The 13,175-nt window shown below is 68.5% G+C and carries 11 protein-coding genes; 1 reads left to right on the top strand and 10 read right to left on the bottom strand.

The window, feature by feature from the left end:
- Window positions 1–84: 84 nt before the first annotated feature.
- The 4 genes from ITJ67_RS04365 to ITJ67_RS04350 are packed head-to-tail and all read right to left on the bottom strand — an operon-like array spanning window position 85 to window position 4,760.
- Window positions 85–1,587, bottom strand: coding sequence for a C-glycoside deglycosidase beta subunit domain-containing protein (locus tag ITJ67_RS04365; protein ID WP_194676871.1), 1,503 nt, complete (start codon window positions 1,585–1,587; stop codon window positions 85–87).
- A 15-nt stretch (window positions 1,588–1,602) separates the two neighbouring features.
- Window positions 1,603–2,439, bottom strand: a complete 837-nt coding sequence (locus ITJ67_RS04360) for a carbohydrate ABC transporter permease (RefSeq protein ID WP_179557781.1) — start codon at window positions 2,437–2,439, stop codon at window positions 1,603–1,605.
- Window position 2,440: 1 nt separating this feature from the next.
- The gene (locus ITJ67_RS04355; RefSeq protein ID WP_194676870.1) at window positions 2,441–3,415 is read right to left on the bottom strand and encodes a carbohydrate ABC transporter permease; all 975 of its coding nucleotides are present in this window, start codon (window positions 3,413–3,415) and stop codon (window positions 2,441–2,443) included.
- 52 nt (window positions 3,416–3,467) lie between these two features.
- Entirely contained in the window at window positions 3,468–4,760 is a 1,293-nt protein-coding gene (locus ITJ67_RS04350; RefSeq protein WP_194676869.1) for an ABC transporter substrate-binding protein, read from the bottom strand.
- Window positions 4,761–4,952: 192 nt separating this feature from the next.
- Between ITJ67_RS04350 and ITJ67_RS04345 the strand changes: the two genes are divergently transcribed.
- Window positions 4,953–5,891 carry a LysR family transcriptional regulator gene (locus tag ITJ67_RS04345; protein ID WP_194676868.1) on the top strand — a complete coding sequence of 313 codons (939 nt, stop codon included), beginning with the start codon at window positions 4,953–4,955 and terminating at the stop codon, window positions 5,889–5,891.
- A gap of 518 nt (window positions 5,892–6,409) precedes the next feature.
- On the opposite strand, the gene ITJ67_RS04340 is transcribed toward ITJ67_RS04345, so the two are convergent.
- The 6 genes from ITJ67_RS04340 to ITJ67_RS04315 form a co-directional block, all read right to left on the bottom strand.
- Window positions 6,410–7,834: an acetyl-CoA C-acyltransferase gene (locus ITJ67_RS04340; RefSeq protein WP_194676867.1), complete on the bottom strand. Its 1,425-nt coding sequence runs from the start codon at window positions 7,832–7,834 to the stop codon at window positions 6,410–6,412.
- Complete coding sequence (locus tag ITJ67_RS04335; RefSeq protein WP_323741387.1) at window positions 7,831–8,853, bottom strand: fumarylacetoacetate hydrolase family protein; 1,023 nt, start codon at window positions 8,851–8,853, stop codon at window positions 7,831–7,833. Before ITJ67_RS04335 ends, ITJ67_RS04340 begins: the two co-directional genes overlap by 4 nt.
- Window positions 8,850–9,911, bottom strand: coding sequence for an amidohydrolase family protein (locus tag ITJ67_RS04330; RefSeq protein ID WP_194676866.1), 1,062 nt, complete (start codon window positions 9,909–9,911; stop codon window positions 8,850–8,852). Before ITJ67_RS04330 ends, ITJ67_RS04335 begins: the two co-directional genes overlap by 4 nt.
- On the bottom strand, window positions 9,908–11,041 hold the full coding sequence (locus ITJ67_RS04325) for an FAD-dependent monooxygenase (protein ID WP_160074854.1): 1,134 nt from the start codon (window positions 11,039–11,041) through the stop codon (window positions 9,908–9,910). Before ITJ67_RS04325 ends, ITJ67_RS04330 begins: the two co-directional genes overlap by 4 nt.
- An 88-nt stretch (window positions 11,042–11,129) precedes the next feature.
- The gene (locus tag ITJ67_RS04320; protein ID WP_194676865.1) at window positions 11,130–12,176 is read right to left on the bottom strand and encodes a cyclase family protein; all 1,047 of its coding nucleotides are present in this window, start codon (window positions 12,174–12,176) and stop codon (window positions 11,130–11,132) included.
- Window positions 12,173–13,162, bottom strand: coding sequence for a fumarylacetoacetate hydrolase family protein (locus ITJ67_RS04315; RefSeq protein WP_323741386.1), 990 nt, complete (start codon window positions 13,160–13,162; stop codon window positions 12,173–12,175). Before ITJ67_RS04315 ends, ITJ67_RS04320 begins: the two co-directional genes overlap by 4 nt.
- Window positions 13,163–13,175 lie beyond the last annotated feature (13 nt).

Here is a 13,175-nt window from a genome sequence, read left to right as displayed (position 1 = left end):
ATCTCGTCGCCGAAGTCGGATCGAAGCTCGTCGAGCGTGTAGTCGGTGTCTTCGACGGTGTCGTGGAGGAGCGCGGCTGGCCGGTCAGGCGAGCGCCTGCACCTCGCGCATGCTGCGGCGGATGAGGGCGTGCTGGCGCTGCACGAGCACCAGCGGGTCGACCTCGCCGAGGTCCGCGAACGCGTGGCCCTCCCACTCGCTCGACATGTAGCCCGAGAAGCCTCCGCGCACGAACTCCTCGGTGATCGCGCGGTAGTCGATGGCCGGCTCGTCGCCGTTCTCGTCGATGTCGTAGAACTTGGCGTGCACGTGCAGGATCTGCGGCATGATGTCCGACCACTCGCGCACATCCACTCGCCCCTGCATGTTGAAGGACAGATGGGCGAGCGAGCCGAGGATGCCCGGGTTGATGCCGCGGCCCTCGAGGTACGCGATGAACGCCTGCTGGCGCTCGCGCATGGGTACATCGGTGCGCCAGATCTCCTGCAGCTTCTCGACGGCCGCGTCGTCGAGGCCGCGCTTCTTCACGGAGCGCAGCAGCGTCGGCGCCATGCTGTGCATGGTCGACGAGAAGTCGGCGACGAAGCCGAGCAGCGGGGAGTCGAACTCCTCGAAGACCTCGCGCACCTTGACGATCGGCTCGGCGTTCGGCCCGAGGGGTGCGTGGATCTCGTAGCCGAGTTTGAGGTTCAGCCGCTCCGCGATGGGCAGGATGCGCCGCAGCAGCTCCGGCTTCGCGCTCTGGATGCGCACGAGCGGGAAGTCGAGCTTCTTCGCCGACTGCAGCAGCGTCTCGGTGAACTCGAACTCCTCGTCGAGGCTCATGTCGCGGGAGCGGTTGCGGCCCATGTCGAGGTTCGCGCCGAAGGAGCTGGCGTCGAAGCCGTACTTGTCGAACGCGCTGCGCCACTTGGTGACGAACTCGTCGGAGACGTGCGGGTACGTGGGCACCATCTGGGACGCGACGATCTCGATGCCGGGTCCGACGCCCAGCTCGGCGACGCGGGCGAGGAGGGAGTCGAAGTCGTACCAGCCGGCCGCGAACTCGGCGGTGGCCGAGTAGAGGGTGAGGCCGAGCTTGAACGGGTCGCTTTCGCGCGGCTCGGCGAACTCGCCGAGCGCATCCGCTGCTGATGCCTCGAAGTACGGCGTCGTCGCGGCCTCGATGGCCTCGCTCGCGACGAGCGTGCGGGTGACGTCGACGTGGTTCGGCACGTAGAGGCCGGGCTCGGTCTCGCTGCCCGGCTTGATCTGCATGTAGGGCAGGCGCAGGTCGGCGACGAGGTGGATGCTGTGCTCGCTGCCGTCCGCGACGGGCTCGTCGAGCTTGACGACGAGGCGCGGGCGGTCCTGCAGGAACCACAGCACCTCCGACTGCTTGGCGATCTCGTCGAGGCGGTAGCTCGCGCCGCGGTGCTCGAGGCGGAGCTTCGACGCGTCGATCGGGGTGCCGTCGATCTCGAGCGCGAGGCCCGTGACCGAGGAGAGCCACACGCTGCGGTACCAGGGCAGCTGCAGGCTGAGCGCCGCGCCGTCGGGATGGGGGAAGAGGCTCTGCTCGCTGAGGAGGGTGTCTTGCGTTGCCATGAGAGGTCTCGATTCCTAGTGCTTGAGTCCGCCGGCGAAGCCCTGCATGAACTGCTTCTGAGCGACGAGGTAGAAGATGAGGATCGGCACCATCGAGATGATGACGATGGAGAAGATCTGGTTCCACTGCGAGACGAGCGAACCGACGTAGTAGTACATTGCCACCGGCAGCGTCTGGAAGTCGGAGCCGCCGAGGAAGATGAGTGACGTGAAGAAGTCGTTCCACACGATGAGGCCGGCGAGGATCGCGACCGTTCCCGTCGCTGGAGCCATGAGCGGCAGGATGATCTGGAAGAACACCTGGGTCGGGCTCGCCCCGTCGATTGACGCGGCTTCCTCGTAGTCCGTGCCGAGGCCGCGGAAGAAGTTGGCGTAGAGGAAGATCGCGAGCGGCAGAAGCATGCCGGTGTAGAGCACGATCATGCCCCACAGCGAGCCCGTCAGGCCGAGCGCGCGGGCCCCCATGTAGAGGGGGACGGTGCCCAGCTGCGTGGGCAGGATGATCGCGATGAGGAAGATGTAGTACGACACCTGGGTCCAGCGACGCGTGCTGCGGGTGATGACGTAGCCGGCGAGCGCCCCGAGGATGACCATGCAGAGGATCGTGCCGCCCGTGATGATGATGCTGTTGAGCAGGCCGAGGAGCACGTTCGACTGGCCGGTCGCCGTCATGACGTTGGCGAAGTTCTCGACCGTCCACGTCGAGGGAAGCTCCGTGGCGGAGGTCGAGAAGACCTCCTGGTCGCTTTTGAACGCCGTGATGACGAGGAAGTAGAACGGCAGCAGGAAGACAATCGCGACGAGCCAGACCGCGACTTCCCTGATCAGCGTGAACTTGGTGTACCTGAACATGTCAGCGTCCCTTCTCGGGGCGTTCGGCCGTGAGCTTCTGCTGCATGACGGCGAAGATGAGGATGATGACGGTGAGGATGAGCGCGAGCGCTGCGCCGTAGCCGAAGTTGCCGAGCGAGAAGGTCTGCTTGTAGACCTCGGTCGCGAGCGTCTCGGTGGCACCAGCAGGACCGCCGCCCGTGAGCGCCATGACCTGGTCGAAGATGCGCAGGCCGTTCACGAGGCCGAGCGTCGTCGCGATGGCGACCGCCGAGCGGATGGAGGGCAGCGTGATGTACCAGAAGCGCTGGAAGAGGCTCGCTCCGTCGATCGCGGCTGCTTCTTCGATCTCGACGGGCACGCTGGCGAGGCCGGCGATGTAGATGACCATCGTGAAGCCCGTGTTCTGCCAGACGATGACGATGAGCACCGCCCAGATCGACCAGTTCGGGTCGGCGAGCCAGGCCTTCTGGTATTCGGCGAAGCCGAGCGTCCCGAGCAAGGCGTTGAGGGGGCCATTGAACTCGAAGATGAACTTCCAGATGTAGGCGACCGCGAGGGGGCTCAGCACCACCGGCATGAAGAACAGGGTGCGGAGGATGTAGCGGCTCTTGAGGCCGCGGTTGAGCGCGAGGGCCAGGATGAGGCCCGCGACGTTGGTGAGGATGACGGAGCCGAACGCGAGGAACAGGGTGTTCCCGACGGCGCCGATCTTGGTCGGGTCGGCGAAGATGTCGGCGAAGTTGTCGAAGCCGACGAACGTGAACGAGCCGATGCCGGTCCAGTTCGTGAACGCGAAGAAGCCTCCGGCGGCCGTCGCGGCGTAGTGGATGAACGCTACGAGCACGAGCCCGGGCAGCACCCACCACCAGTGACCGAATTGCAGGAGTGGACGCCCCTTGCGGGGAAGGGCGGCGTTCTTGCCACCCTTCCCCGTGGGCGACTGATCTTCAGCAGCAGACTCGGTCTTGCCGTCGCTGTGCAGTGTCGCAGTCATGAACTGGTTCCTTTGCTACTCGTGGATGCGGATGGAGCGGGACCTGGTGAGGTCACGCGCCCCAGGCGGCATCCATTGAGGCCAGCACGCCATCGACGTTTGTCTGGCCAGTGAGCAGTCCCTGAACACCCGTCTGGAGTGCCTCGTAGACGGAAGGGTTCGGCCAGAAGCTGATCGGGAGCGCGGTGAAGGAACCATCGAGCAGCAGTTCCTGGATGTTGGCGTACTCGGTTCCCTCGAAGGGGTAGTCCTCGAGTCCCGTGATGGGAAGCGATCCGGAGACGTCGGAGAAGATCTTGGCTCCTTCGGGCTGCGCGACCCAGTCGAGGAAGGCCTGAGCGGCCTCCTGCTTGTCGCTCGCAGCGTTGACCGATAGCGAGTAGTTGGAGCTCGCGAGGATGCCGGGCTTGGCGCCAGCCTCGGATGGGAACGCCTCGATGGAGAAGTCGAGGTTCGGGTTGGCAGTCAGCAGTTCCGTGACCGCAGATCCTGGGATGAAGGCACCGAGGGAAGTGCCCTGGGAGATGTTGTTCGTGATGACATCGAATCCAGCACCCTCGGCACCCGCCTGGAAGCACCCTGCTTCATTGAGGTCGACGATCGTCTGAAGCGTGTCCTTCCAGCCTTGTGAGTCGGCGAAGGTGACGTCGCCAGCCGTGCGCTGGTCGTTCCAGTCCGGCGTGTCTGCATAGACCCGGCTGGCTGCGATCGAGAGCGCCGTCATGCCCGTGTTGGGTCCGGCCGCACCGGCGAGGGCGATCATGGACTTGCCTTCACCGGAGAGCGTCGGGCACGTCGAGAGCAGCGCGGCGGCATCGCCTGGGTAGGCGGAGACGCCAGCAGCATCAGCCGAGGCATTGCTGTAGACGAAGCCGGAGACAGTGAAATCAACCGGCTGGGCGACGATCTGGTCTTCGTAGGTGAAGAGTGCCTCCTGACCTTCCGGAAGGACCCCTGCGTTCGAGTCATCGAGCGGGGCGAGAAAGCCAGCTTCAGCGAGGCTCAGTGCAGCCTGGCCCTGGCCGGCGCCCGGAGCTGTCTGGATGACGTCGGGAGCGTTGCCGGCCTGGAGCTGCGTGCGGAGCGTCTCGCCGTAGCGGTCGTTCGGCTGCGGGTTGAGCGTGATCTTCACGTCGGGGTTGGCTTCCATGTATGCCGTCGCGAGCGCCTCGTAGGGGTTCTCGAAATTGTTCGAGGTTGCGTAGGTGAGGGAGAACTCGGTGGCGCCGCCGCCTGCGGTGTCGCCGCCGCCGCCGCTTGCGCAGCCGGAGAGAGCGAGGACACCGGCAACCGGGAGGGCGAGTGCTGCGCTGAGGCGCATCCGCTGGTTACGGGAGTGAGACATTTTTTGCCTTTCTTGACAGCGTTGTCGAAGATCCTCCGGCCGTACCGGAGCTGGGTTCAGTCTGGCAGGCTTGTGCGCAAAACACACATAAGTAGTTGCGATGCTCCGCATAACTGACGGCGCGGAACCCGCCGAGCGCATCACCGAGACGGATATGCTGGCGCCACACCCCCGATCCGGAGGCACAACGACGTGACCACAGAAACACCGCTCTCCAGGCTCGACCTCAACCTGCTCGTCTCACTCGACGCCCTCCTCACGGAACGCAGCGTCACCAGAGCGGCAGAGCGACTGCACCTCAGCCAGCCGGCGCTCAGCGCATCCCTCGGTCGTCTACGCACGCACTTCAACGACAAGATCCTCGCCCGCACCGGCAACACGTACGAGTTGACGCCGCTCGCCGTGCGCCTCAGCGAGCTCACCGCCACGGCCCTCGACTCAGCCAGGCGCGTCTTCGACAGCCAGGCCGAATGGAACCCGACGCAGTCGACACGCGAGTTCACGGTGCTCGGCTCCGACTACGGCTTCGCGACCATCGGCGCCGCCGTCTCCAAGCTCGCCGCCGAGACCGCGCCGGGCGTGCGCTTCCGGTTCCGGATGCACAACCCCTCCATCGTCGAGGACGCCATCGCGCAGCTCCGCTCGGTCGACGCCATGATGATCCCTCACGGCTTCCTCAGCGACCTCCCCTACAACGACCTCTTCACCGACGAGTGGCGCATCATCTGCACCGACGACAACCCGCACGTCGGCGAGCAGATCACGATGGAGAACATCGCCGAGCTGCCGTGGGTGTTCAACTACCTCTCCCGGTCGGCGTTCACCTCGGCGAGCAGGCAGATCCGCGAACTCGGCATCGAGCCGACCGTGGCCGCCGTCGTCGAGGGATTCCACGTGCTCCCCCACTTCGTCGAAGGCACCAACCGGCTCGCCCTCATGCAGAAGCGGCTCACCGACGTGCTCATTCCGAGCGAGGGGTTCCGAGTGCTCGAACCGCCCTTCGACGCGACCCCCATCTCGGCCGCCCTCTGGTGGCATCCCACCCACAACAGTGACCCAGAGCACGCGTGGATGCGCCGCCTCTTCGCGCAGGCCGGCGCCGCCATGCAGGCGGAGGTCGGCGCGGCGTAGGCGTGCAGCTCGGTTCGGTTCGGCTCGGTTCGGTTCGGTTCGGGCGAGCAGCAACCTCGGGATGGAGAAATCACCTCGTTGCGGGAAGGTTCCCCGAAAACAGCGACAAACCCATCCCGAGACGTGACAAACCCATCCCGAAACCGAGACGAGCACACTGCCCGAAGAGAGCGGACCGGGGCAAGCTGAAGCGTCAGATCGGAAGCCGTGCCGGCGTAACGGCAGGTCGACTCGCGAGGCGCCGCACCCCGGGAGGCCGGCAACTCAGGGAGACCGGCCACCTCGAGAGGCCGGTCACCTCGAGAGGCCGGCCACCTCGGGCGGCCAGCAACCTCGGGATGGAGAAATCACATTGTTGCGGGAAGGTTCCCCGAAAACAGCGACAAACCCATCCCGAGACGTGACAAACCCATCCTGAAACTGGAGAGGTGGGGTTCAGGCCAGGGGGTAGCTGTCAGCGGGTCAGCGAGTCAGCGAGTTGGCGGGTTGGCGGGTCAGCGGGTCAGCGGGTTGGCGGGTCAGCGGGTGAGGATGAGGGCGTCGCCCTGACCGCCTCCGCCGCAGAGGGCGACGGCCGCGGTTCCGCCGCCTCGACGGGCAAGCTCGTGCACGGCATGCACGACGACTCGGGCACCGGATGCGCCGATCGGGTGGCCGAGGGCGATCGCGCCGCCGTGCGGGTTGACCACCTCGTCGGACACTCCGAGCTCGGCCTGCGACTGGACGACAACCGCGGCGAAGGCCTCGTTGATCTCGATGTGATCGAGCGTGGAAGCCGCGATCCCCTGCTTCTCGCAGGCGCGGGCGATGGCGCGGGACGGCTGCGACTGCAGCGACGCGTCGGGGCCAGCGACCTGGCCGGCGGCGCCGACCACGGCGAGCACGTCGTAGCCGTGCGCGTCCGCGAAGGCGCGGCTCGTGAGGACAACCGCCGAAGCACCGTCGGAGATGGGTGAGGCGTTGCCAGCCGTGATCGTCCCGTCCGCGGCGAAGGCGGCGCGCAGCCCGGCAAGCGACTCAGCCGTGGTCGAGGGGCGGATGCCCTCGTCGCGCGTCACTCGCACGGGGTCGCTACGGCGCACCGGCACGTCGACGGCGACGATCTCAGCGTCGAAGAGCCCAGCGTCCGCGGCCGCGGCGGCGCGCTGATGGGAGCGCGCCGCGACGGCGTCCTGCGCCTCGCGCGTGATGCCGAGGCTCGTGTTGTGCTGCTCGGTGAGCGAGCCCATGCTCTGGCCGGAGGCCGCATCCGTCAGCCCGTCGTGGGCCATGTGATCGAGCGCCTCGACAGAACCGTAGGCCCAGCCCTTGCGGGAACCGGCGAGGAGGTGCGGCGCCTGGCTCATCGACTCCATACCGGCCGCGACGACGAGCTGCGCGTCGCCCGTCTTCAGCAGGCGAGCGGCGTCGATGACGGCGGTCAGGCCCGAGAGGCACACCTTGTTGATGGAGGCGACGTGCGCCGAGGCTGGGATGCCCGCGGCGAGCGTCGCCTGACGTCCAGCGTTCTGCCCGACGCCGGCGGACAGCACGTGCCCGATGAGGACGGCGTCGACCAGCGAGGCATCGATGCTGGCCTGCAAGAGAGCACCGCTGATCGCGGCGGCACCGAGCTGCGGAGCGGTCAGGGTTGAGAGCTGCCCGTTGAGCTTGCCCTGCGGGGTGCGCGCGGCGGCGATGATGACGATGTCGCTGGGGCGCGAGCTCTGGACGCCCGCCGCCTCGCCAGTAGGAGTGACCCGCTCATCGACGAGTTGGCGCTCGCTTTCGCCCGCTTGGGTGGAAGCGCGGCCCGCGTTGAGACGGCTACCGACGTGGTCTGCGCCGTCGGCGGGAGTGCTGGGCACCGCGCCCGCGCTGAAGACAGGGGCAGTGACATCGCCAGCGGCACCGCCGGTCTCCTGTCCGGCTACCGAATCGGTGCCGGTGTTTCCCACGCTCATGCGCTGACGCGCCCTCTCGTTCGTGCCCGCGACGCCGCCCGGGCGCGCGGGACCGGCACGGCTTCGACGGCCGCGCCAATGACGTTGCTGACCTCGCCGATGCGCTCGACGCGCAGCTCGACGACGTCGCCCTCGGCGAGCGGGGGCGGCGTGAGCGAGCCCGCGCGGCCCCACAGCTCGGCGAGGCACCCGCCGTTCCCAGCGGTGCCGGAGCCGAGCACATCCCCCGGCACGACCCGCGAATTGCGGGACGCGTAGACCAGAAGCTGAGGGAACGACCAGCCCATGTTCGAGAGCAGGTCGCTGCCAATCAACTCGCCGTTGACAAGCACCTGCAGCTCGAGTTCGAGGAATCCGTCGGCGTCGTGCGCATCCGAGAGCTCGTCTGCCGTGACGATCCACGGGCCGAGCGTCGCCGCGAAGTCCTTGCCCTTGCACGGACCGAGGCGCACCTTCATCTCGCGCGACTGGATGTCCCTGGCCGACCAGTCGTTGAAGACGCTGTAGCCGAAGACGTGCCCGGCGGCGCTGGCCTCGTCGAGGTTCGCCCCGTCGCTGCCGTCGACCGCGCCGACGATGACGGCCACCTCGAGCTCGAAGTCGAGCCGCTCAGTCACGGGCGGGCGGATGCTCGCCCCGCTGCCCACGAGCGAGTGCGGGTTCGTGAAGTAGAAGGTGGGGGCGTCGTACCACTCGGCGACGACTCCCGAGTCGCCGTCGATGGACTTCACGACGCCCTCGACGTGCTCCTCGAACGCCACGAAGTCGCGCACGCTCGGCGCCTCGATGGGTGCGAGCAGTTCGACGTCGGACACCGACGGCGCGAGGCCGAGCGAGCCATCCGCCCAGGCCCGCTCGATGAGCGAGGTCGCGCCCGCGTTGGCGCGCTCGAGCCCGAGCCTGGTCGCCCCGAGCACGGTGAGCCCATCGACGAAGGCGAGGAGTCGGTCGCCGCCCTCGTGCGCGACGACAACCCCGTCATGCGCGCTGCCGTCGTGCATCCACCTGGCGTATCTCACCGGGCTGCCTCCACCGTGTTCCACAGGCGCGGCAGGCGCGCGGCGTTGCCGAACAGGACCTGCGCCTCGTCGTCGGCGCCGAGCTCCGCGTCGTGCACACGCTCGACGGGGTTCTCGACGCCCATGTCGAACGGGTAGTCGGAGCCGAGGAGCACCCGGTCGGCGCCGACGGCGGCGACGAGGTTGCGCAGCGCGGTCGGCGTGTGCACGAGCGAGTCGAAGCTCAGCTGCCGCAGGTACGTGGACGGCGCGCGCAGGCACGTGCGCGCTTCGGGCCGCACCTCCCAGGCGTGGTCGGAGCGGCCGATGAACGTCGGCAGGTAGCCGCCGCCGTGGGCCGCGATGAGCACGAGGTTCGGGAAGCGGTCGAGCACGCCGCTGAAGATGAGGTGCGAGATCGCAGCGGCGTTCTCGGCGGGCTGGCCGACGGTGTTGGAGAGGTAGAAGCGGTCGAGGCGCTCGTCGAGGCTGCACCCGAACGGGTGCAGGAACACGATGGCCTCGAGCTCTTCGGCGCGGCGCCAGAAGTCGTCGAGGCGCGCGTCGCTCAGCTCGACATCGCCCGCGAACGACGACAGCTCGACGCCGGCCAGGCCGTTGGCGAGCACGGCGTCCTCGAGCAGTTCGACGAGGCGGTGCGGATGCTGGAGCGGCACGAGACCGAGCCCGCGGAGGCGGTCGGGAGCACCGGCGACGTGCGCGGCGATGGCCGCGTTGGCCTCCTTCGCCGCCCAGACGGCGAGCTCTTCGCCCGCCCAAGGGTAGTAGTGGCTCGGCGAGGGGGACACGAGCTGCACGTCCACGCCCTGCGCATCCATGATCTCGAGGCGCTCCTCGAGCGAGATGAGCTTCGGGAAGCGCGACTTGATCATGGCGCCGGAGGCGGCGAGGCTCTCGGGCCCGTTGCGCTTGGCTTCGAGCTCGCCAGCGGCGGCGAAGCCCTCCGGGTCGCGCCCCTGAACGGCGCCCTGGAGTGCGGGGAGGAGCAGGTGGGCGTGCACGTCGACGATCTGGCCGGCAGCGCCGGAAGCACCGCCGGAAACGGTCGCGGCGGTCATGCCGGCACCGCCACGAGCTGCGCGACGCCGCCCATGAGGGCGGGCACGTTGCCGTCGCGCTTGCCGTCGAGCTGCCACTGGCCGAGGGTCGTGGACGCCTCGACGACGTGGGCCGCGCGAGGGAGACGGCGGGCGTGGAAGTCGTCCCAGAACGGCTGGTCGAGCTGCTCGCGCTCGAGCAGCATCGTGGCGAGCACGAGCCCGTCCTCGGCGGCCTGGGCCGCGCCCTGCGCGATCGTGGGAGGGCAGCTGTGGGCGGCGTCGCCGATGACGACGACCCGGCCGCGGTTCCACGCATCCGGTACGACGTGCGAGGTGAAGAGCGTGTAGTGCACGCGGGCCGACTCGGTGAGCGAGTCCCGGATCTCCTGCCACGGTCCGCCGTAGCTGCCGGCGAGGTCGCGCATGATCTCGACGCTCTCGGCGGGCGTGAGGCCGCTGCGGTCCTGCGCCTTCTCGACGAGGTACGCGTAGATGCTGTTCTCGCCGGTCGGGCAGTAGCCGGCGATGAAGCAGCGGCCGCCGTAGTAGAGGTCGGTGTGGGTGACCTCGGCGGGGCGGGCCACGAAGGCGCGCCAGATGCCCATGCCGGTGCGCTCCGGCTTCGTCTCGATGCCGATGAGCGAGCGGGTCGGCGAGTTGAGGCCGTCGGCGCCGATGACGAGGTCGACACGCGACGTGTCGCCTGCATCCGTCGTCAGGGTCACGCTGTCGGCGTCCTGCTCGAGGCCCGTGACCGTGGTGCCGTAGTGGATGCGCGCACCGACTTCGAGGGCGCGCTCGGCGAGGATCTTGGCCAGGTCCGGGCGGTACATGCCGGCCGTCGCGGGGTACTCGGGGCCGCCGGTGCGGGTCTCCGTGAGGCTCGCGATGACGGTGCCCGCGGGGTCGGGGGCGCGCATGCTGACGTCGTCGAACGAGTAGGACTGCTCCTGGATGCGCTCCCAGACGCCGACCTGGTCGAAGACGCGCAGGGCGTTGCCCTGCAGGGTGATGCCGGAGCCGAGGGCCGTGATCTCGGACTTCGCCTCGTAGACGTCGACCTCGACTCCGCCGTCGGCGAGGATGATCGCCGAGACCATGCCCGCGACTCCGCCTCCGACGATGGCGACCTTGGAAACTGCACTCATGATGGTCCTGCTTTCTGCGTCTGCGTTGACGATGAAGGTGTCTGGGTCAGCGGCGGCGGGGCTGCCTCTGGGGTGGACGAGTGGTTGCTCAGCGGATGGCGATGGGGTTGACGGGCGAGCCGACGGCACCCGTGATGGGCAGCGGTGGCGCGACGAGCAGGAACTCGTAGACGCCGTCGGCCTGGCATGCGGATGCGAGGGCTTCGAGGTCCCACATCTCGCCGATGGTGAGCCCCATGTTGGGGATGACCACCTGGTGGAGCGGCTGGAAGGCTTCGTCGAACTCGTTGGGTCGCACCTCGAAACCCCACGTGTCGGTTGCAATGGCGGCGATCTCGGTGCGGTGCAGCCAGCCGGCCGTCGTGAACGAGAGCCCGGCGCTCGGCCCGCCGGCGTAGCCGTGCCAGCCGTCGCGTTTCGCGCGGGCGTAGCGGCCAGTGCGCACGAGCACGATGTCGCCGCGGCCGACCGCCGCGGTGGCGCCCTGCGCGTGGATGCACGCTTCGAGGTCGGCGGTCGTGATCGCGTAGCCGTCCTCGAGCTCTCCGTTGTCACGCAGGTGCCTGCCGAGGTCGAGGAGCACGCCGCGGCTCACGATCTCGGCCGCCGTGTGCTCGATGCCCGTCACGAGGTCGCCCTCGCTCGTCACGACCTCGCCCGAGCGGCGGCCGTTCCACGCGTAGCCGTGGTCGAAGATGTGGCCGAGGCCGTCCCACTGGGTTGAGCACTGCAGCGGCATGGCGATGACGTCGTCGGCCCCGCCGAGACCGTGGGGGAACCCCTGGTTCGCGAGCTGCGCATCCGTGCCCGTGTCGAGCATCGTGTGCACGGGGTTCGTGCGGCGCCGCCACCCCATCTGGGGGCCGTTCATGTCGAAGGGCTGCGAGAGCGAGAAGCTGCTGCCCGTGCGCACGAGCTTGGCCGCGGCGGCGCGCTTAGCGTCGTCGATGAAGTTGAGCGTGCCGATGCGGTCGTCGTCGCCCCAACGACCCCAGTTGCGGAAGGCCTTCGCCGCGCGGGCGACCTCGGTGGTTGGGTCGGTGCGGTCGAGCTCGGCAGGGTTCGCGGTGGGGGCTCCCGTGACTTCAGGGGCTCCGCCGGCACCGGTGCCGGCGGTGTCGGTGAGGGAGGTCACGAGGAGGCCGCTTCTGCGCGCACCCGCGTGGTCTGCGTGCCGAGCCCCTGGATGACGCTCACCATCACGTCGCCATCACGGAGGAGGCGGCCGTGCACGATGCCGTTGCCGGCCGGGCTGCCGGTGAGGAGCAGGTCTCCGGGGAGGAGCGGCATGTTCTCGGAGGCGGCCGAGATGAGCGCGGGGATGTCGAAGAGGAGGTCGTCGCTGACGGCGTCCTGCATGGTGTCGCCGTTGAGCGTGAGCTTCAGCGTGAGCGAGTGCGGGTCGGTCACGAACTGCGCTGGCACGAGGAAGGGTCCCGTCGGGAGGAAGCCCGGAGCGTTCTTGCCCCGGTACCAATCCGTGCCGATCTCCTTCATGTCCTTCCGGAAGATGAGGTCGCGCGTCGAGATGTCGTTGACGATCGTGTACCCGGCGACGTGGCCGAGGGCATCCTCGCGGGAGACGCGGTGCGCGCGCTTGCCGATGACCACGGCGAGCTCCAGCTCCCAGTCGTGCTGGTCGCTGTAGCCGGGCAGCTCGAGCTCGGCGTCGACGCCGGCGACGGCCGTGGGGAGGCCGATGAAGAAGTACGGCTCGCCGTCCCTGGCGCGTGCATCCATCATCTCGGCCGCCCACTCGCGCAGCTCCTCAATGGGGCGCGGGTCGTTCTTCGCCCGGCCGGCAGCGACGAGGTCGATGACGTGCGTGCGGTAGTTGGCGCCAGTCTGCAGCACTTGGCGTGGCTCGACGGGTGCTTCGAGGGTGACGTCGTCGAGGGCGAGCCAATCGGCGCCATCGGCGGCTGCTGCGAGCTGCGCGAGGCGGTCCCATGAGGCGGGCGCTTCAGCGAGGAAGTCGTTGAGGGAGTCTGCGCCGAGCTCCTCGCTGCTCAGCGGGCGGATGCGGCCGGCCACGACGAGTCCGAGCTGCGGCGTCCCCTCCCCCACACTGAAGCGGGCAAGAGCGAAGTCGGCGGTCAGGCCTTCGGACGACGATGTCACGGCTGGTCTCCAA

It is taken from the genome of Pseudoclavibacter sp. VKM Ac-2867, assembly GCF_015351275.1.
Lineage (GTDB): Bacteria > Actinomycetota > Actinomycetes > Actinomycetales > Microbacteriaceae > Pseudoclavibacter.
This window is presented reverse-complemented; position numbering and strand designations above follow the sequence as displayed.